Annotated in this window: 12 protein-coding genes and 1 pseudogene; 3 read left to right on the top strand and 10 right to left on the bottom strand. The window is 73.9% G+C overall.

Annotated elements, in window-relative coordinates:
* Positions 1-86 precede the first annotated feature (86 nt).
* The 4 genes from ACFVIU_RS17750 to ACFVIU_RS17735 form a co-directional block, all read right to left on the bottom strand.
* The gene (locus ACFVIU_RS17750) at positions 87-1,865 is read right to left on the bottom strand and encodes a GMC family oxidoreductase N-terminal domain-containing protein (protein ID WP_385843412.1); all 1,779 of its coding nucleotides are present in this window, start codon (positions 1,863-1,865) and stop codon (positions 87-89) included.
* A gap of 73 nt (positions 1,866-1,938) precedes the next feature.
* The gene (locus ACFVIU_RS17745) at positions 1,939-3,552 is read right to left on the bottom strand and encodes a succinic semialdehyde dehydrogenase (protein ID WP_385843411.1); all 1,614 of its coding nucleotides are present in this window, start codon (positions 3,550-3,552) and stop codon (positions 1,939-1,941) included.
* A gap of 137 nt (positions 3,553-3,689) precedes the next feature.
* The gene (locus ACFVIU_RS17740) at positions 3,690-4,562 is read right to left on the bottom strand and encodes a serine/threonine-protein kinase (RefSeq protein ID WP_385843410.1); all 873 of its coding nucleotides are present in this window, start codon (positions 4,560-4,562) and stop codon (positions 3,690-3,692) included.
* 54 nt (positions 4,563-4,616) lie between these two features.
* Complete coding sequence (locus ACFVIU_RS17735) at positions 4,617-5,525, bottom strand: MBL fold metallo-hydrolase (RefSeq protein WP_385843409.1); 909 nt, start codon at positions 5,523-5,525, stop codon at positions 4,617-4,619.
* A gap of 71 nt (positions 5,526-5,596) precedes the next feature.
* On the opposite strand from ACFVIU_RS17735, the pseudogene ACFVIU_RS17730 reads away from it, so the two are divergent.
* Positions 5,597-6,514: pseudogene (locus tag ACFVIU_RS17730) on the top strand (AraC family transcriptional regulator); the annotation flags it as partial.
* A 5-nt stretch (positions 6,515-6,519) separates the two neighbouring features.
* Here ACFVIU_RS17730 and ACFVIU_RS17725 read toward each other — a convergent pair.
* The 5 genes from ACFVIU_RS17725 to ACFVIU_RS17705 all read right to left on the bottom strand — a co-directional run bounded on the left by ACFVIU_RS17725 (position 6,520) and on the right by ACFVIU_RS17705 (position 16,942).
* Entirely contained in the window at positions 6,520-8,289 is a 1,770-nt protein-coding gene (locus ACFVIU_RS17725; RefSeq protein WP_385843407.1) for a serine/threonine-protein kinase, read from the bottom strand.
* Between the two features lie 108 nt (positions 8,290-8,397).
* Complete coding sequence (locus ACFVIU_RS17720; RefSeq protein ID WP_385843406.1) at positions 8,398-10,101, bottom strand: serine/threonine-protein kinase; 1,704 nt, start codon at positions 10,099-10,101, stop codon at positions 8,398-8,400.
* A 127-nt stretch (positions 10,102-10,228) separates the two neighbouring features.
* Positions 10,229-12,760 carry a protein kinase gene (locus ACFVIU_RS17715; RefSeq protein WP_385843405.1) on the bottom strand — a complete coding sequence of 844 codons (2,532 nt, stop codon included), beginning with the start codon at positions 12,758-12,760 and terminating at the stop codon, positions 10,229-10,231.
* Between the two features lie 186 nt (positions 12,761-12,946).
* Positions 12,947-15,004, bottom strand: coding sequence for a serine/threonine-protein kinase (locus ACFVIU_RS17710; RefSeq protein ID WP_385843404.1), 2,058 nt, complete (start codon positions 15,002-15,004; stop codon positions 12,947-12,949).
* A gap of 231 nt (positions 15,005-15,235) precedes the next feature.
* Positions 15,236-16,942, bottom strand: a complete 1,707-nt coding sequence (locus tag ACFVIU_RS17705) for a glycerol-3-phosphate dehydrogenase/oxidase (protein WP_385843402.1) — start codon at positions 16,940-16,942, stop codon at positions 15,236-15,238.
* A gap of 282 nt (positions 16,943-17,224) precedes the next feature.
* Between ACFVIU_RS17705 and ACFVIU_RS17700 the strand changes: the two genes are divergently transcribed.
* Positions 17,225-18,433, top strand: coding sequence for a nucleotide sugar dehydrogenase (locus ACFVIU_RS17700; protein WP_385843401.1), 1,209 nt, complete (start codon positions 17,225-17,227; stop codon positions 18,431-18,433).
* A 170-nt stretch (positions 18,434-18,603) separates the two neighbouring features.
* A complete protein-coding gene (locus ACFVIU_RS17695; protein ID WP_385843399.1) occupies positions 18,604-19,164 on the top strand; it encodes a hypothetical protein in 561 nt (186 codons plus the stop codon).
* A gap of 84 nt (positions 19,165-19,248) precedes the next feature.
* Here the strand turns inward: ACFVIU_RS17695 and ACFVIU_RS17690 are convergent, their stop codons facing one another.
* Positions 19,249-20,373: a GuaB3 family IMP dehydrogenase-related protein gene (locus tag ACFVIU_RS17690; protein WP_385843398.1), complete on the bottom strand. Its 1,125-nt coding sequence runs from the start codon at positions 20,371-20,373 to the stop codon at positions 19,249-19,251.
* Positions 20,374-20,448: the final 75 nt, after the last annotated feature.

Genomic DNA, 20,448 nt, shown 5'->3' with positions numbered 1-20,448 from the left:
GCGCCAGGAGGGGGTGCAGGCCCCCTCGGCGTACCCGGGACCGGGCAGGACGTACCCCCCGGGCAGGACGTGCCCCCCGGGCCGGGCTACTGCTTCGGCGGGACCGTCGGCACCCCCAGGAACGGCAGGCGCAGGGCGGCGAAGGCCTCCGCCGGGACGGCCGGGGTCCGCGGCTCCACCGGCTTCAGCCGCTCGTACGCCGCGCCCGGCGCCGGACGCGGGTCCTCCTCGCCCTTGTTCGGCCAGAAGGACATCGCCCGCTCGGCCTGCGCGGTGATCGTCAGCGACGGGTTCACACCCAGGTTCGCCGAGACCGCGGCGCCGTCCACGACCGAGATTCCGGGGTGGCCGTAGAGCCGGTGGTAGGGGTCGATGACGCCCGTCTCCGGCGAGTCGCCGATGGGGCAGCCGCCGAGGAAGTGCGCGGTGAGCGGGGTGCCCATGAGCTCGCCGACATTGCTGCCGGCGAAGCCGTTGATCTCGGCGGCCAGCGCGCTCGCGGCCTCCGTGGCGGCCCTGATCTGCTTGGGGTTGGGGGCGCCGTGGCCCTGGCGGGCGGTGAGCAGGCCCTTGCCGACGCCGCCGGGCTTGAGATACGTGGTCAGCGAGTTGTCCAGCGACTGCATGACCAGGCCGATGATCGTCCGCTCGGACCAGCGCCGGTTGGACAGGGAGCGGGCGACCAGCACGGGGTGGCGGGCCGCGTTCGCCAGCCAGGCCAGGGCCCGGGAGGAGCCCTCGGCGTACGGCACCTGGAGGATCGACAGGCTGCCCATCGCGTTCGAGCCCTTGCCGTAGCGGACCGGCTCGATGTGGGTGTTCTCGTCGGGGTGGATCGAGGAGGTGATGGCGACACCGCGGGTGAAGTCCGCCCGGGGCTCGCCGGTCGCCTTGCGGTAGCGGCGGTTGTCGGTCTGCGCGCCGACCAGCGCCTCGGAGTTGGTCCGGGTCAGCCGGCCGAGCAGACCGGAGAGGTACGGCAGCTGGCCGCCAGCCTTCATCCGGTGCAGCAGGGTCTGGGTGCCGTAGGTGCCGGCCGCGAGGACGACCCGGCGCGCGGTGAAGGTCCGGCCCGCGCCCTTCTTCTTCCGGTCCGTCGGCAGGGTCGCCACCGCGTAGCCGCCCCGGGAGTCGTCCGTGACGGACACGACCGTGGTCATGGGGTGGACGACGGCGCCGGCCCGTTCGGCGAGGTGGAGGTAGTTCTCGTTGAGGGTGTTCTTCGCGCCGTGCCGGCAGCCGGTCATGCACTCGCCGCACTCGGTGCAGGCCCTGCGGGCGGGTCCGGCGCCGCCGAAGTACGGGTCGTCCACCTGCTCGCCGGGGGCGGCCTTCGCCGTGCCGTCGGCGTCCTTGCCGTCGCCGAAGAAGACGCCGACCGGGGCGATGTGGAAGGTGTCGCCGACGCCCATCCGCTGCGCCGCGGCCTTCAGATGGACGTCGGACGGGGTCATGGTCGGGTTCAGCCGGACGCCGAGCATGCGCTGGGCCTGGTCGTAGTACGGCTTCAGCTCCTCCTGCCAGTCGGTGATGTCCCGCCACTGGGGGTCGTCGAAGAAGGCCTTCGGCGGGACGTAGAGGGTGTTGGCGTAGTTGAGGGAGCCGCCGCCGACGCCCGCGCCCGCCAGCACCATCACGTTGCCCAGCAGGTGGATGCGCTGGATGCCGTAGCAGCCGAGCTTGGGGGCCCAGAGGTAGTTCTTCAGGTCCCAGGAGTTCTTCGGGAGGGTGTCGCGGGTGAAGCGGCGGCCCGCCTCCAGCACGCCGACCTTGTAGCCCTTTTCCGTCAGGCGCAGGGCGGATACGGAGCCGCCGAAGCCGGAACCGACCACAACGACGTCGTAGTCGTAGGCGTCTTGGGGCACGGGTGTCTCCTCGTTGAGTTTCGCGTGCGGGCCGTCGGTGGTTGATCGCGCAGTTCCCCGCGCCCCCAGGGGGTCACCTGAACCGGAATGCCTTCATCACCCGGAGACTCGTGCTCATGAATCGGGCGTAGGCCTCGTCCGTCATGCCCAGCGACGGCGCCATCGGCAGCAACCGCTGCTGGGCCACCGTCTGGGCCTCGGTGTACTTGAGGATGCCCTCGGAGCCGTGGCGGCGGCCGAGGCCGGAGTCCTTCATGCCGCCCATCGGGGACTGGACGCTGCCGTAGGCGGGCGCGTAGCCCTCGTTGACGTTGACCGTGCCGGTACGGAGGCGGGCGGCGACCTCGGCGCCACGGCGGGCGTTCTTCGTCCAGACGGAGGAGTTCAGGCCGTACGGCGTGGCGTTGGCGCGGTCGATCGCCTCGTCGTCGGTGGCGAAGCGGTAGACCGACACGACCGGGCCGAAGGTCTCCTCCTCGCACACCGCCATCGAGTCCGCCACACCGTCGAGGATGGTGGGTTCGAAGAAGTACGGGCCGATGTCCGGGCGGGCCACTCCGCCCGCGATCGCCTTGGCGCCCTTGGCCAGGGCCTCCTGCACATGCCGTTCCACGGTCTTCAGCTGGCGCTCGCCCACCAGCGAGCCCATGTCGGCGCCGTAGGCGAGGGAGTTGCCGAGCCGCATCGCCCTGGTGCGGGCGGCGAAGCGCTCCAGGAAGGCGTCGGCGACCGACTCGTGGACGTAGAGCCGCTCGATGGAGATGCAGAGCTGGCCGGCGGAGGAGAAGCAGGCCCGTACGGCGCCCGCGGCGGCCTTCTCGATGTCGGCGTCGTCCAGCACCAGCATGGCGTTCTTGCCGCCGAGTTCGAGGGACACGCCGACCAGGCGGGCGGCGGCGCTCTGGGCGACCTCGCGGCCGGTGCGGGTGGAGCCGGTGAAGGAGACGTAGTCGGCGTGCCGGACCACCTCGGGGCCGACGACCGGGCCCTCGCCGAGGACGACCTGGAAGACGCCCTCGGGCAGACCGGCCTCGATCAGCAGGTCGCGGGCCCACAGCGCGGTCAGGCAGGTCTCCGTGTCCGGCTTCATCACCACGGCGTTGCCGGCCACGAAGGCGGGCAGGGCGTCGCCGACGGACAGCTCCAGGGGGTAGTTCCAGGGGACGATCTGGCCGACGACGCCGCGCGGGTGACGGAGTTCGGTGACCTTGGTCAGGGTCGGCATGGCGCCGGCGTGCCGCTTGGGCCGCAGATAGGCGGGGGCCTTCCTGCCGTAGTGGCGGGAGGCGATGGCGACGGCCTGGATCTCCTCGTGCGCGTGCAGCCGGGCCTTGCCGGTCTCCAGCTGGATCAGGTCCAGGACCTCGGCCTGCCGCTCCAGGAGCAGATCGTGGAAGCGGAGCAGGACGGCGGCCCGCTGCCGTACCGGGGTCCGCTCCCAGACGGCCTGCGCGGTCCGGGCCGCCGCGAAGGCCTCGCGGACGTCCTCGGGGGTGGACTCGGGCAGGTCGGCCAGCTTCTCGCCGGTGAAGGGGGTGTGGTTGGCGGTGCGGCCGGAGCCCACGACCCCCTTGGTGAGCCGGGCCACCAGTTCCGGCGTGACCACGTCGACGGCGGTGCGGGCGCCTTCGGGGGCGGGCGCGAGGGGGTTGGTACCGGCGATGTCCTGGGACTGCGTGTCCGTCATGACGCGCAGGGTATGCCGCGGCGGAGCCTTTGTGTACCCGTCGGTAACGGGGATTCACCGAGCGCTCACACACCGCCAGCGATCACTGGCAGAGAATGCGCTGATCAGGGCGGCGACGGGCGGGGAGCGCCGGACGATCATTCGACTCCGGGTTTCTTCGCCAGCAGCAGGCCGAGGGCGGCGAGGGGGGTACGGCGGCGGGGGTCGGGGGCGGGGCTGGGGGTGGGGGAAGGGGTCGGGGTGGGGTGCGGGTCGGGGTCCGGTACGGCGGTCAGGCCGAGGTGGTCGCGCAGTGCGGCGTCCACCTCCGCCGCGCCGGGCCGGGCCTCGGGCTCCTCGGCCTGGAGCCGGTCCAGCAGCGGTGCCAGCGGGCCGGGGTCCGTGGGCCCGAGGGCGGTGCGCAGCAGCGCGCCCAGCGACCACAGGTCGGAGGCGGGTCCGGCGCCGGGCCCCGCGGCGCGCTCCGGGGCGACGAACCCGGCGGCGGTGTCACCGGCGGAGCTGCCACCCGTGCCGAAGCCGGTGAGGACGACACGCCCGGTGGCGGTCTCCAGGAGGACGTTGGACGGCTTGACGTTCCGGTGCACGATGCCGACGGTGTGCGCGGCGCGTAGGGCACCGAGCACGGCGAGTCCCATCCGGGCGGCCTTGGCGGGCGGGAGCGGGCCGCGCCGCAGGGCCTCCCGCAGGGACTCGCCCGCGACCAGCTCCATGACGGTCCAGGGCACCCCGGCCTCGGTGACGACGTCGTACACCGTGACGGCGGAGGGGTGCCGCACCAGGGTGGCGGCCCGGGCCTCGTGGTACAGCCGGCGGGCGAGGCGCCGGCTCGCCTCGTCCGTCGCCGGATCTCCGGGCAGCAACGGCTGTCTGACGGCGACGTCCCGGTGCTCCTGCTCGTCCCGGGCCCGCCAGACGGTGCCGGACGGACCGGCCCCGAGCCGCCCGGCCAACCGGTAGCGGCCGCCGATCAGGCGTGCGTCGGGCGGGTGTTCGCCGTCTTCGGTCATGTCCCATGAGTACCGTGCCCGCCACGCCCTTGTCGAAGCGGACGGGCGTGGCGGTCAGGCCGTCTCCCGCCGGTGGAAGGTGAAGCCGCCGAGCTCACTCCGGACCTCCACGGCGCCCGTGCCGCCGAAGTGCGCCGGCACCACCAACGCCCGCTCCTGCGCCGCGCGTTCCAGGACCTGCCGCCGGGTCGCCGCCGCCTGCCGCGGGTCGAGGCAGAAGCAGCTGTTGCACTCGGGGTGCAGGATCTGGACCGGGCTGTGCAGCAGGTCGCCGACGAACACCGCGTGTTCGCCCCGGGATTCGAGGCGCAGTACCGAGGAGCCCGGGGTGTGTCCGGGGGCCGGCTCCAGCACCAGGTGTCCGTCGATCCGGTACGTGTCCTCCCACAACTCCGCCTGCCCGGCCCGGTGCACGGGGGCGACGCTGTCCTCGTAGACGAGCCGGTCGTCGGGCCGTACGCCGCCCGCGTAGCCGCCCGTCGGGCCGAAGTAGCGGTCGTCGGCGGCCGGCAGCAGATACCGCGCCCGGGGGAACGCCGGCACCCACTCCCCGCCGGCGTCCACGGTGTTCCAGCCGACGTGGTCGGCGTGCAGGTGGGTGTTGACCACGATGTCGACGTCCCCCGGCCGGATCCCGGCCCGCTCCAGCCGGTCCAGGAAGTCGCCCTGCCGGTGGTGGAAGAGCGGGTTGCCGGGCCGTTCGCGGCCGTTGCCCACCCCGGTGTCGACCAGCACGGTGGGTCCGTCGCCGCGCACCACCCAGGTCTGGAGCGCCACCACGGCCCGGTCCGAGCCGGGTTCCCGGTGGTCGGGGACGAGCTGGTCCGCGTGCGCCTGCCACACCTGAGGGCCGACCTCGGGGACGAGGGTGGCGGCGGGCACGTACGGTCCCCGCCACTCCACGATCCGCAGCACCTCGACGTCCCCGATCAGGAAACGCTGTACGTCGTCTTCTTCAGCCATGTCCACGACCCTAGGCGCCGGGAGTGAGCGTCCCAATGCTCTTGTGGCTCACACGGATACGCTGACGTCTCATGGACGTGTTGAGCGATGCGATCTCCGCGGTCCGGGTGGGCAGCCCCTCCTCCGACCGGCTCCGGGTCGGGGGCGACTGGTCCGTGCGGCTGGCGCCGTACGAGGGCGCGGGCTTCCATGTCGTGCTGAGCGGAGCCTGTCAGCTGCTGCCGGACGGGGGCGGCACGCCGGTGCGCCTCGGCCCGGGAGACGTGGTGCTGCTGCCGCACGGGGCCGGTCATGTGCTCGCCGACGCGGCGGCGGGCCCGGACGCGGCACGCCGGGCGGTGCCCTTCGAGACCGTCTCGGCGCGCCGGGCGGCGCCCTTCCCGACCGTGTCGGAAGATCTGCCGCGGCCGGGCGCCGAGGTCGAGCTGCTGTGCGGCAAGTACCGGCTCGACCGCAGCCGCACCCATCCCCTGCTGGCCGAGCTGCCGCAGGTCGTGCATCTGCCGCACCGGGCCGGCGAGCAGCCCGGACTGCGCGCGGCCGTCGACCTGCTGGCGCGGGAGCTGGAGGACCGGCGGCCCGGCGGCTGTCTGGCCCTGCCGAGCCTGCTGGACCTGCTGCTGATCTACATGATCCGCGCCTGGACCGCCCGCGCGGACACCGGCGCCTGGCCCGCGGTGCTGGCCGACCCGGTGACGACGGCCGCGCTGCGCGCCCTGCACACCGACCCGGCGGCGCCCTGGACGGCCGGCCGGCTGGCCGCCGCGGCCGGGGTGTCGCGCGCCACCCTCGCCCGCCGCTTCACCGCCCTGGTGGGCCGGCCGCCGATGGCCTACCTCACCTGGTGGCGGCTGACGCTGGCGGCGCGGCGGCTGCGCGAGACGGACGCGCCGCTCGCGGCCGTCGCGCGCGAGACCGGGTACGGCAGCCCGTACGCCCTCTCGCACGCCTTCAGCCGGGAGTTCGGCATCACTCCGGGCCGGTACCGGGCGCGTCAGTCTCCCGTGGCCGTGAAGGTGTCGACCGCCACGTCGAAGTACTCCCGCGCCTCCCGCACCCTGCCGACCGGCGCCGACACCCACACGTCGTACAGCCGCCCGCCCTCCTCCCAGCACAGGTCGTAGGTGTGCCGCGGGCCCTGTGCCGCGCTGAAGCCGTCCCAGGTGAACTCCCAGAGCGCGGCGGGGTGTCCGTGGTGGGTGGTCGCCGTGACCCGGCCGTCGCGGTAACCGGGGTTCGTCGCGGGCCCGTTGGCGGCCGACGCCTCCATCACGGCCTGCGGCCCGCCCGGCTGCGGGTCGCCGGCCCGGACGCCGAGGCGGTACGTCTCCCCGGGCGAGAGATAGAAGACCCGCTCGCCCTCGGGACTGCGGACGAAGTCCTGCGGCACGGCGAGGGAGAAGCCCGCCGGGTCGTGGGCCGTGCGGTACCCGGAGGGCGCCGGGCGGACGGCCGCGTGCGACGCGGTGGCGCCGGGCCCGGTGGACCCCGGCCGGCGCGTCCCGGTGGCCGTCGGGGAGGACGGTCCGCTGCCGCTGGTTCCGGGGCTGGTCGCCGGTGCCGTCGCCGTACCGCCCGGGGTTCCGCCGCCCCCGCCGCCGCGGCCGTGCAGCAGCAGCGTGGCGGCCGACACGCCGGCCCCGGCCAGGGCGGCGACGAGCAGGGCCGCGATCAGCACACCGCGCGTGGAGGACCGGGCCGGCGACTGCTCCGCCGGCGGGTGCGGGGAGGATCCGTGGTGCGGCAGGTCCCGCTCGGTCGGCGGGTGGTGCGCCGCGGCCTTCACCGCCCGGACCGCGTCGCCGAACCGGTGGCCGTGCCCGGCCGGCGGCGATCCGGCCACGCCCGGTGCCTGCGGGGTGCGGCCCGTCTCCAGATAGGCCCGCAGCATCTCCTCGGCCTCCGCCGCGCGCAGCCGCCGGTCCGGGTCGCGCTCCAGCAGGCCCCGTACGACGGGCAGCAGCGGCTCGGCCTGCGCGGGTGGCCGGATGTCATCGGTGACGACGGCGTGCAGGATGCCGCCGAGCGAGTCGCGCCGGAAGGGCGACTCGCCGCTGAGCGCCGTACACAGCAGCGCACCCAGCGACCACAGGTCGGACTCCGGACCGCTGCGCAGCCCCGCCATCCGCTCCGGCGCGGTGTACTCGGGCGAGCCGACGAAGGACCCGGTCTCGGTGAGCGTGGTCGCGCCGGAGACCTGCGCGATACCGAAGTCGGTGAGCACCACCCGGCCGGTGCCGGACTCGATCAGGACGTTCGCGGGTTTGATGTCCCGGTGCAGCACCCCGGCCTCGTGCGCGGTGCGCACCGCGCTGAGCAGCGCGATCCCGATCCGCGCGGCCTCGGCGGCGTCCACCGGGCCCTGCCGGGCGATCCGGTCCGCGAGCGAGCCGCCGTCGATCAGCTCCATCACCAGATACGGCCGTCCGCCCTGCTCGACGACGTCGTGCACGACGACGATGTGCGGATGGCTCAACTGGGCCACCGCACGGGCCTCGCGGAGGATGCGGTCGCGGCGGCGGCGCGCCTCGTCGTCCGCGCGCGCCTCCTCCGCCGCGCGCGGGTCGCCCGCGGAACGCGCGTCGCCCTCCGGGCGTGTGTCCTGGGCCGGCGCGTCGTCCCCGAGGAGTTCCTTGACCGCGACCCGCCGTCCCAGCACCTGATCGCTCGCCCGCCACACGACACCCATGCCGCCGCGCCCGATCCGTGCCTCCAGTCGGTAACGGCCCGCGATCACCCGGCAGTCGGCGCCCTCGGTCCCCATGCGCCCCATCATGCCGCACGGGGCGCATGCGCTCCGGGGCACCGATCGGCCAACCGGGCGGTCCAGCCTGCGGTTTTCAGCCGTCTCGGTCCGGCGCCCCGGCCCCGGTCAGCCCGTCTGCGGCTCCTGCCAGCCCTGCAACACCCAGGTGAACTGCTTGCTCGCCGTCGCCCAGTCGGCGGCGGGCGACGACATGTAGAGCGCGTACTCGGTGCCCGTGCGCGAGAAGTACGTCTCCTCGACGGCGTGCCGCGGCCCGGGGACGTACGGCGGGTCCTTCTTCAGCGCGGTCCAGGTGTACTCCCACCGCGAGCCCTTGCGGTCGCGGTAGATGTTCGCCTTCATCTTCACGCGGCGGTAGTCGACCAGCCGCTGAAGCTGCTGCTCCAGGTCCACCTGGTGCTGGTAGGCGTCGGCGAAGTCGGGCGAGCTGTCGATGGCGATGCGGACGAAGTGCTTGCCGTTGTCGGGCGTGTAGTCGATCTGCTTGAGCGCGCCCGAGATCTCGTAGACCTTCCGCTTCCAGCCCTTGGGCAGGGAGAGGCTGAAGCCCAGCGGGTCGTGGTGGACCACCCAGTTGTCCGGGATCGTGCCCGAGGCCGTCGTGGTGTTCGTGGTCGCGGGGGCCGGGTCGGTGAGGCCGTTCGCCACGGTGTCCTGCTGCATCGCGTTCCACTGCTGGACACCGACGGCGGCGCCTCCGCCGAGGACGGCCGCGAGGGCGACGACCAGCGCGAGCGTCCGCAGCCGGCGGCGCGGGCGGCCCGCCCGTCCGGAAGCGCCGCCCGCCGGGCCGGCGGGTGCGGAGGGCGGTGCGGGCGCCACGGCGGTCGGGCCGGTGACGGACGGGTGACCGGATGCCTGAGTGGGCGGATACCCGGACGCGGTGGCGCCGGGGCCGTAGCCCGGGCCCGGTGCGCCCGGGGTGGGCCGGTACCCGGCACCGGTCATCGTGCCCGTGCTCTGCGTCGGCACGAACGCCTGGGCCGCGCTGGGCCGTCGGCCCTCCGCCGCCTCGGCGAGCATCTGCTCGGTCTCCTCGGCGGTCGGCCGCTGAGCGGGCTCCTTGCGCAGTAGCGCGGCTATCACCGGCGCCAGCGGACCGGCGTGCCGCGGCTCGGCGGCGTCCTCCTCGACCACCGCCTGCATGGTGCTCAGCGGCGAGGTACGGCGGAACGGCGACCGTCCCTCGACCGCCGTGTACAGCGTGGCGCCGAGCGCCCACAGGTCGGAGGACGCGCCCGGATCGTGGCCGCGCACCCGCTCCGGCGCGAGGTAGTCCACCGAGCCGACGACCTCCCCGGTGCGGGTGATGGTCGTGTCGCCGTCGATCTGGGCGATGCCGAAGTCGGTGAGCAGCACCCGCCCGTCGCGGCCGAGGAGAACGTTGCCGGGCTTGACGTCCCGGTGCAGCACACCGGCGGAGTGCGCGGCGCGCAGCGCCCGCAGCACCCACAGCCCGATGCGGGCGGCCTCCCTCGGCTCCAGCCGCCCCCGCTCCTTGACCGCGTCGGCCAGCGAGTGGCCCTCGACCAGCTCCATCACGATCCACGGGCGGCCGTCGTGGTCGAGGACGTCGTGCACGGTGACGACGGCGGAGTGGGTGATCCGGGCGGCGGCCCGCGCCTCGGCCCGGGTGCGGGCGAGCAGGACGGCCTGGTCGCTGTCGGAGACGTAGAGCGCGGCGGTCAGCTCCTTGATCGCGACCGTCCGGTGCAACACCTCGTCGTGGGCGCGCCACACCCGGCCCATGCCGCCGCTGCCGATGGAATCGGCGAGCCGGTAGCGGCCCGCTATGAGCAGGCCCTGCATCTGATTCACGTTGCCCCGCAATGCTCTTGACAGGGTCAGACTAAGGACCGGCCCCCGGTCAGGGAACCGGCGGGGTGCCAAGGTGACAGCACTGTGACGGTTGGCGCTACGCGCGTGTACGGGGCGCTCAACCCGTGTAGCGGTACGTCGCCGTGGCCTGCTCGTACAGCCGGGTCACCGCGTCGCGCTGCGCGTCCGGACCCCGCACCTGGATGATGTGGTAGCGACCGTCGAGCAGGATCGCCATGTTGCGCACGAACAGGTCGCGGCCCTGGCCGTCGGTCCAGGTGAACTGCCCCTCGGCCATGGTCCGTCCACCCACCTCGATGGTTCTCAACCCGGTCGCCGTGGCCCAGCTGGAATCGCGGTACGGCTGGAGTTCACGCTCCTTGTCCCGCTGGTAGGCCATCGGATCGCCGCCGTAGGCCGCCGCGCCGTCCCGCCCGGGTACGACGATCAGCTCCAAGTCGCCGTGTGCGTAGACCACCTGACCGCTGCCGTTCTTCGGGGTGCGGTCCCAGCCCTCGGGGACGGCGACCTGGAAACCCTCCGGGTCCTGGCGCAGGGTGAAGCCGGAGGCGACGGAAGGGTCGCCGCCGGTCTGGGTCTGGGTGCCGGTGGCGGCCGCGCTGCTCTCCGGCGTGCTCTGCCCGGCGGTCGGCTGCCCCGACGGCTGTCCGGCGGAGTGCTGCCCGGCGCGCGAGGGTACGGGTCCGGTCCGGCCGACGGCCCCGGTCCGGTCCGTCCCGCCCTGTTTGGGCATGAACAGCATGGCGTAGGCGATCGCGCCGGCCAGCAGCAGGAGGATCAGCAGGAGCAGGATGCGGCCGAGGCTGCGGGGCGAACGCTCCGGCTCCCGGCCGCGCTTGTGCCGGCCGTGCGGGTGGGTCGCGGGCAGTCCGGCGCGCCGGCGCCGCACCAGTTCGCCGCGGCGCCGGACGATCGGCAGCCGCCGCGGGTCGGCGGACGGTACGGGCACCACATGCCTGCCCGCGTCCGGCTCCGGTGCGGAACGCACCAGGGAGCGCAGCCAGCCGCTCAGCTCCTCGACGTCCGGCCGCTCGGTCGGGTCCTGCCGCAGCAGCGACTCCACGACCGGCCGCAGCGGTCCGCACTCCTCGGCGAACGCGGGCGGCTCCGCGCACACCAGCTGCACCAGCTCGGCCGTGGACTCCTCCGGGTAGGGGGCGTGCCCTTGCACGGCCCGGAACAGCAGCGCGCCCAGCGCCCACAGGTCGGTGGCAGGGCCGACCGGCGCGGCGAGCTGCCAGTTCTCGTGCACGGGCCCGGCCTGTTCCGGCGCCCATCGCTCGGTCACCGGCCCGACGACGGTCATCCTCAGCTGCCGCGCCCGCTCCGCGGCCAGCGCGGTCCCGGGCCCGCGCCGCCCACCGCCCCCGCGCTCGTCCCACCGGGCCTGCGCGGGCAGCACGGAACCGTCCCCCGCCCCGGGATACGGCGAGTCGGCCTTCTCGGCCGGGACAGGGACGCGCCCGGAGCCGGGGCGCGGGACGGCGGCACGGGCGCCCGCCGCGCCGTAGGGGTCGGCTGTGGGTCCCGTCCGGGAGCCGTACGGCGACTGCGCCGCGCCGTCGGCCGTCCGGCCGGGCGGTGGCGTGGGTCCCGTCCCGGAGCCGTACGGCGCCTGCGCCGCGCCGTCGGCCCGGTCGGCACCGGTGCCGCTGTCGGCGGGGGTGCGGGCGCCGGGCAGGGCGGCGCGCCCGCTCTGCCGGTCGTCCTGGACCCGGGCGGCGGCACGGGTACCCGCCCGGTAGGCGGCGATCGCCCCGGCCCGGGCCGCCCGGATGTCGGCGCCGCTCTCCAGCGCCCGCGGCCCGGCCGGCCTGGACGCGCCGTTCGCCCCCGGCGCCGGCAGTCCTCCGGCCGCCCTCGCCTGGATCGCGGCCCGCCGCGCGGCCTCGGGATCACGATGGGCACCGGCACCGGCACCGGCACCGGCACCGGCACCGGCATCGATGTCGGCGGACAGCCCACCGGCCGTCTCCGACACCCCGGTCGGCGCCGCTTCCTCGTCGTCCTGGGCCGGCACCGGGTCGTACCCGCACAGGGCCTCCTCCGCCGCGCCGGTGGCGAGGCCGGTCAGCAGCACCCGGCCGTCGTCGCAGACCAGCACCGTGCGGGCGGTGACATTGCGGTGCACCCAGCCGTGGGCGTGCAGCACCCTCAGCGCCATGAGCACATCGGAGGCGACCTCGGCGGCCCGGTACGGCGTCAGCGGTTTCTCGGCGAGCAGCGCGGACAGCGGGCGCGCGGCCACCCACTCGCTGACGATCCACAGCGAACCGCCCTCGGCGAACACGTCGAAGACCTGGTCCAGCCGGGGATGGTCGGGTATGCGGGCCGCCGCCTGGGCGGCCTCGACGGCGCGCCGCACCGCGGGGTCGGCGGGCCGCCGGGTGGCGGCTCTGGTCTCCGGCGCCCGGCGGGTCCCGCGCGCACGCGCCGTGAACCCCTCGGGCAGCCCCTCCGCGTCGAGCACCTCGGCCTCGACGACCTCGGGCAACGGCACCTGCCGGACCAGGACTTCCTGTCCGCTGTAGGTGTCGAAGGCGCGGGTCTCGGTGAGTTCGTACTCGTCGGCCGGCGGCAGCGGCAGGCGGTAGCGGTCGGCGAGCACCCGCCCCGCGTAGTCCTCCACTGTGCCTCCCCCGGCCGCCCGGTTGCTCACATCCGTTCGCCTCGCGACCCGTTTCGCACAGACATCCGGCTGCGTACGGTCCGCAACCATTCACGATACGTGCCGGAGGCAACCCTCATGGAGAGGATGCCGGATTATCCCGGCCCGAACCGGTACGCCCTGCTCTGCAATACGCCCTGCCCTGCATTACGACTTGGGCTCGAAGGACTTCCGCAGCGTCTTCCAGGTGTCCTTGCGCAGCTCACTGTCCCAGTTCGCGGCTTTCGCGGTGTACATCAACGCATAGCCGAGATGACCGTTCACCACGAAACCCCGGTCGATGGTGCGGTACTTGGTGCCGCCGTCGACGTAGGTGAACTCCCAGTCGGCCGTGTTCCAGCCGCGGTAGCCGACCTTCTCGATCCGGATCCGCTGGTACTGGGGGCGGATCATGGCGTGTTCCTGGTTCTTCCAGTCCGCCACCGGGTCACCCTTGGGCGTGCCGGTCCAGGCCACGAGCAGCTTCTGTCCGCCGGGGCCGGTGTAGCGGTCGCCGGCCCCGTCGCTGGACTTGTACGCCCACCCCTTGGGCAGCCCGATCGAGTAGCCCTGGCCGCCCTTGCGCGTGCTGACGGCCGGCGCGCTGCCGGCGTCCTTCGCCGCGGCGGAGGCGGAGGCCTCGGCGGACGCGCTCGCACCGGAGGCCGCCGTGCCGCCCGGCGCCGCTCCGGTGCCGGTGGGGGCCGAACTCGCGCCGTCCGTCCGGGCTCCGGTGTCCGCGCTCGCGTCCTTGCCCTTCTGCTGCCGGGTGGTGGCCCCGGCCGTCGTACCGGACGTGGCCGAGGCGCCCTTGTCGCCGCTGTCGTCACCGTTCAGCGCGAAGGCCAGTACGGTGCCCAGCACCGCGAGCGCGACCACCACCGCGATGACCACCAGCGTGCGCCGGGGCACCACATCGGTCAGCGGGGCCCGCGGCACCGGGCGCGGCGGCAGGTCCAGGTCCGGCGGCGGCACCACGGGCCAGCCCGTGCCGGGCTTGTTGCCGGAGCCGGAGTTCGGCACGGTGGCGGAACCGGCGGCCGGACCCGCCGGTCTTGTTATGCCGTCCGCAGCCGCCCTGGCCGGGGGCACGGCCGGTCGCGTCCCGCGGGGTCCGGCCCCGCCCGCGCCGGGCGCACCACCGGCGCCCGGCACGGCCGTGCCGCTGCCACTACCGCTGCTGCCGCTGCCGCTTCGGGCCCGCGTCGCGCCCCCGGCGGTGGCCGCGCCGGCCGCCTTGCGCACCGACCGCAGCGCCCCGCGGAGCTTGTCCGCGGCGTCCTCGCCCCGCTTGCCCTCGCCCCCGCCGGGCGGCACCGGCAGCGGCACCACCCGGGTGGCGTCCATCGGCTCCGGCTCGGGCGCGTGGATCACGGCGTTGAGCATGGCCCGGGCCCCGGCGTCGTCGAGCCGCTTGGCCGGGTCCTTGGTGAGCAGGCCGTAGATGACGTCCCTGAGCGGGCCCGCGTGCTTGGGCTCGTCCAGGGGCTCGGTCATCACCGCGGTGAGCGTGGCGATCGCCGAGCCCTTGTCGTACGGCGGGACGCCCTCGACCGCCGCGTAGAGCAGGCCGCCGAGCGACCACAGGTCGGCCGCCGGCCCGGGCTTGTGGCCGCGGGCGCGCTCGGGGGCGATGTAGGAGGGGGCGCCGACGAGCATGCCGGTGGAGGTGATGGACGGGTCGCCCTCGACCTGGGCGATGCCGAAGTCGGTGAGCACGACCCGGCCGTCCTCGGCGATGAGCACGTTGGAGGGCTTCACATCCCGGTGCAGGATGCCCTGGCGGTGCGCGGAGCGGAGCACGTCCAGGATGGCGAGCCCCACCTCGGCGGCGCGCCTCGGCTCCAGCAGGCCGTCCTCGCGGATGACCTCGGCGAGGGACTTGCCCTCCACCAGCTCCATGACGATCCAGGGCCGGTCGTCCTCGTCGACCACGTCGAAGACCGTGACCGCGCTGTTGTTGCGGATCCGGGCGATCGCCTTGGCCTCACGCAGGGTGCGCGTGATCAGGCGCCGCTTCTCGTCCTCGTCGATGTTCGACGGGAACCGCAGCTCCTTGACCGCGACCGTACGGCCCAGGGTCTCGTCCTCGGCCCGCCAGACCGTGCCCATGCCGCCGCGGCCCAGCACGTCTCCCAGCCGGTACCGCCCGGCGAGGAGACGCCGTTCGCTCTTGTCCTGACGAGTCTCCTGACGAGATGTACCCGCCCGCTCCGCCTCCGACATGCGTCCCCTCATACAACCCGCCCTGACAGAGCCTCCATTGTCTCTCACCCGACAAGTGGCCGACGCCCAGGGGCCCCGGCACCGGCCCCCGCCTCCGTACGCCGGAAGCCCGGATGAAGGACGAATTCCGCTTACCGGGACGACAGTCCGCGCGAAAGTGCGTGCGAAAGGGAGGAACCGCCACCGAAGCCACCCGTGGCGCCGTGCCGCTGACTTGGTTTCAGGCGGTTCTCACAGCGGCACGATGTCCGGTGCGCCCAGGCGGGCCGCGTCCGCCGTCTGGTCGTCCGGCTGGAGCTGGGACTCCCGCTCCGCCTCCACCCGCTTCTCGTAGTGCTCGACCTCGCGCTCGATCTGGTCCTTGCCCCAGCCGAGGACCGGTGCCATCAGCTCGGCCGCCTCGCGGGCGCTGCGGGTGCCCCGGTCGAAGGTCTCGATGGAGATGCGGGTGCGCCGGGTGAGGACGTCGTCCAGGTGCCGGGCGCCCTCGTGCGAGGCCGCGTAGACCACTTCGGCGCGCAGATAGTCGTCCGCGCACCGGAGTGGTTCGCCGAGCGAGGGGTCGGCGGCGACGAGGTCGAGGACCTCCTCGGCCATCGAGCCGTACCGGTTCAGCAGGTGCTCGACACGGACCACGTGCAGTCCGGTGCGGGCGGCGATCCGGGCGCGGGCGTTCCACAGCGCCTGGTAGCCCTCCGCGCCGAGCAGCGGGGTCTCCTCGGTCACGCAGTCGGCGACGCGCCGGTCCAGTCCGTGCACGGCCTCGTCGACGGCGTCCTTGGCCATCACCCGGTAGGTGGTGTACTTGCCGCCCGCCACCACCACGAGCCCCGGTGCCGGGTGGGCGACCGTGTGCTCGCGGGACAGCTTGCTGGTGGCGTCGGACTCGCCGGCCAGCAGCGGGCGCAGACCGGCGTACACGCCCTGCACGTCGTCGCGGCTGAGCGGCACCGAGAGCACCGAGTTGACGTGCTCCAGCAGATAGTCGATGTCGGCGCTGGACGCGGCCGGGTGGGCCTTGTCGAGGTCCCAGTCGGTGTCGGTGGTGCCGACGATCCAGTGCCGCCCCCAGGGGATGACGAACAGGACGGACTTCTCGGTGCGCAGGATCAGCCCGGTGGTGGAGTGGATGCGGTCCTTGGGCACGACCAGGTGGATGCCCTTGGAGGCGCGGACGTGGAACCGGCCCCGCTCCCCCACCATGGCCTGCGTGTCGTCGGTCCACACGCCGGTGGCGTTGACGATCTGCTGGGCGCGGATCTCGTACTCGCCGCCGCCTTCCACGTCCCGCACCCGGGCGCCGACGACCCGCTCGCCCTCGCGCAGGAACGCCGTCACGCGCGCGCGGTTGGCCGCCTGGGCGCCGTAGGACACGGCCGTGCGCACCAGGGTGGCGACGAAGCGGGCGTCGTCCATCTGGGCGTCGTAGTACTGGAGGGCGCCGACCAGGGAGTCCTTCTTCAGGCAGGGGGCCACGCGCAGGGCGTGACGGCGGGTCAGGTGGCGGTGCAGGGGCAGGCCCCGGCCGTGCCCGCGGGCCATGGACATCGCGTCGTAGAGGGCCACGCCCGAGCCGGCGTACCACCGCTCCCAGCCCCGGTGCTGGAGCGGGTAGAGGAAGGGCACCGGTTTGACCAGGTGCGGGGCGAGCCGCTCCAGGAGCAGGCCGCGCTCCTTCAGCGCCTCGCGGACCAGCGCGAAGTCGAGCATCTCCAGATAGCGCAGGCCGCCGTGGATGAGCTTGCTGGACCGGCTGGAGGTGCCGGACGCCCAGTCGCGGGCCTCGACCAGGCCGGTGGACAGGCCGCGGGTGACGGCGTCCAGCGCGGTGCCGGCGCCGACCACGCCGCCGCCCACGACCAGTACGTCCAGCTCGCGCTCCGCCATCGCCGCCAGTGCCCCGGCGCGCTGCGCCGGGCCCAGAGTCGCTGTCCTCACCGCTGCCTCCCGCTGTCGCTGACCCGCTCGCGTCGGCCGCACCCGGGTGGGCGAAGCCCGGTTCATCCCCTCCTCATGCCCAAATTCTGACCGGCTTGCCCGGCTTCAGCCACCAGAGGCCGGGGCGCTGTGGACAACTCGTGCAGCCCCCTGGAAAGACACACGAACACAATCCCACATAACGGTCATATTTACTCCTAGTGTGACAGTGCGCTCGCTCATCTTGTCCACAGCGGTTGCGCACCTGTCCCGCTTCGGCTACTGGGAAGGACGGCTCACGCCATGCCCGCAGACCTCGCCGTCATCGGACTCGGTCCCTACGGTTTGCCGCTCGCCCAGGCCGCCGTCGCCGCAGGCATCCCCACCATCGGCTATGCCACCGGTCCGGAGGCGGGCTCGCTCAGCCCGGCCGAGCTGCGCCGGATGCACGCCTCCGGCTTCCGGCCCGCCACCGACCCGGCCCAGCTCGGCCGGGTGCGTACGGCGGTGATCTGCGCGCCGACCCCGCGCGGCGCCGACGGCGGCCTCGACCTCGGCCAGGTGGAGGCCGCCGCCCGAGCCCTCGCCGAACGGCTCCGCCCGCACACCACGGTCATCCTGGAGTCGCCGGTGCCGCCCGGCACCACCGAGGAGTTCCTGCGGCCGCTGCTGGAGCAGGGTTCGGGGCTGAGGGCCGGCCGCGACTTCCACCTCGCCTACTCGCCCAGCCGGGTCGACCCCGGCAACCGCGAGCACACCCCCGCCAACACCCCGAAGGTCATCGGCGGCCTCACGCCCGCGTGCACCGAGTCGGCCGCCGCCTTCTACGGCCGGCTCACCGACAAGGTGGTACGCGCGCGCGGCCTGCGCGAGGCGGAGACCGTGCAGCTGCTGGAGACCAACTTCCGGCACGTCAACATCGCCCTCGTCAACGAGATGGCCGTCCTCTGCCACGAGCTGGGCGTGGACCTGTGGGACGTCATCCGGTGCGCGGAGACCAGGCCGTTCGGCTTCCAGGCGTTCCGGCCCGGCCCCGGCGTCGGCGGCCACGGCGTCCCGCAGGACCTCACCGGGCAGACCCCCCGCGCGCTGCGCATGGTGGAACTGGCCCAGCAGGTCAACCACCGGATGCCGCGGTACGTCGTACAGCGCGCCGCCGCGCTCCTGAACGAGCACGGCAAGTCCGCCCGTGGTGCGCGCGTGCTGCTGCTCGGCGTGACCTACAAGGCCGACCTCGCCGACCAACAGGGCACACCGGCCCACGAGATCGCCGTACGGCTGATGGAACTCGGCGCGTCCGTCAGCTATCACGACCCGTACGTGCCCGCGTGGAGCGTCCTGGACCGCCCGGTGCCGCGCGCGGACTCCCTCTACGAGGCCGCCGCGGACGCCGACCTGACGATCCTGCTCCAGCAGCACCGCACATACGACCTCCAGGGGCTGTCGGTGAAGGCCCAGTTGCTGCTGGACACCCGCGGGGCCACGCCCACCGGGGCGGCGCACCGGCTCTGAGTGCGGGTCACGAACGGAGAACAGCCGTCACGAACGGAAAACGGCCGGGGGCTTTGTCGCCCCCGGCTGTTAGTCTCCCCCGGACTCGCCGCACACGCGCGTGTGTGTGCGAGCAAACGTTCTCCGTCTGTCCTTCAGCAGCCATGCTCCACCATCGGGGGGTTCCTGTCATGAGCCAGTCAGTTCCACCGCCGCACCAGCCCGGTCCCGCGGACGGCAACCCGTACGCGCAGCAGCCGCCGGCCGGCCAGCCGTACCCGCCGGCCGGTCAGCCGTATCCGCCGCAGCCGGGCGGCTTCGCCGGTCCGCCGGCGCCGCCCGCGCCGGGCCGCGACAACCTCGTCGGCGGCCTGCTCGCCGCCGTCGCGGCCGCCGTGATCGCCGCCGCGGTCTACGGCATCGTCATCGGCCTCACCAAGCACGAGATCGGCTGGGCGGCCGTCGGCGTCGGCTTCGTCATCGGTCTCGCGGCCGGCAAGGTCGGCGGCCGCAACCCCGCGCTGGCGGTCGTGAGCGCCCTGCTCGCGCTCGGCTCGGTCTACATGGGCCAGCTGGTCGGCGAGGCCGTGATCGGCGCCAACGCGCTCGACGTGAGCTTCACCGAGGTGTTCTTCCAGCACTTCGACGTCGTCCAGGAGGCCTGGAAGCAGGACGCGGACCCGCTGACCTTCGTGTTCTTCGCGATCGCCGCGGCCGCCGCGTTCTCCGGCACCAAGAAGGCCGCCCAGTAACCCAGCGCCCCTACGGGAGCACCCCCACACGAAAGGGCCCGGCCACCGCATCGGTGGCCGGGCCCTCGCGTCATCGCACAGCGGTCAGCGGCGGTGCTGGCTGTCCGCCACCGTCACCTCGACCCGCTGGAACTCCTTCAGCTCGCTGTAGCCGGTGGTGGCCATGGCGCGGCGCAGGGCACCGAAGAGGTTCATCGAGCCGTCCGGGGTGTGCGACGGGCCGGTGAGCACCTCCTCGATGGTGCCGACCGTGCCGAGGTCGACCTTCTTGCCGCGCGGCAGCTCCTCGTTGACCGCCTCCATGCCCCAGTGGTGGCCCTTGCCGGGCGCGTCCGTGGCGCGGGCCAGCGGGGAACCCATCATCACCGCGTCGGCGCCGCAGGCGATCGCCTTCGGCAGGTCGCCGGACCAGCCGACACCGCCGTCCGCGATCACGTGCACATAGCGGCCACCGGACTCGTCCATGTAGTCACGGCGGGCCGCCGCCACATCGGCCACCGCGGTGGCCATCGGGACCTGGATGCCCAGCACGTTCCGCGTGGTGTGCGCGGCGCCGCCGCCGAAGCCGACCAGCACGCCGGCCGCACCGGTGCGCATCAGGTGCAGAGCCGCGGTGTAGGTGGCGCAGCCACCGACGATCACCGGGACGTCCAGCTCGTAGATGAACTGCTTCAGGTTCAGCGGCTCGGCCGCGGACGACACGTGCTCCGCCGAGACCGTCGTACCGCGGATGACGAAGATGTCCACGCCCGCGTCCACGACCGCCTTGGAGAACTGGGCGGTGCGCTGCGGGGAGAGCGCGGCCGCCGTGACCACGCCGGAGTCGCGCACCTCCTTGAGGCGGGCACCGATCAGCTCTTCCTTGATGGGCGCCGCGTAGATCTCCTGGAGCCGGCGGGTGGCCCGCTCGGCCGGCAGCTCGGCGATCTCGTCGAGCAGCGGCTGCGGGTCCTCGTACCGCGTCCACAGGCCCTCGAGGTTGAGCACCCCCAGACCGCCCAGCTCACCGATGCGGATCGCGGTGGCCGGCGATACGACGGAGTCCATGGGGGCGGCCAGGAAGGGCAGCTCGAAGCGGTAGGCATCGATCTGCCAGGCGATCGAGACCTCCTTCGGGTCCCGCGTACGGCGGCTGGGGACGACGGCGATGTCGTCGAAGGCGTACGCCCGGCGGCCGCGCTTGCCGCGCCCGATCTCGATCTCAGTCACGTCTGTGGCCTTTCCCTGATGCGTTTCAGCGCCTTCCAGTATCGCCGACGGCTACGACACCGGCCCTCCGCGGGG

It is taken from the genome of Streptomyces sp. NPDC127190 (assembly GCF_042672505.1).
Taxonomy (GTDB): Bacteria; Actinomycetota; Actinomycetes; order Streptomycetales; family Streptomycetaceae; genus Streptomyces.
Note: the sequence above shows the minus strand (reverse complement) of the source record. Positions and strands in the feature narration are given on the sequence as shown.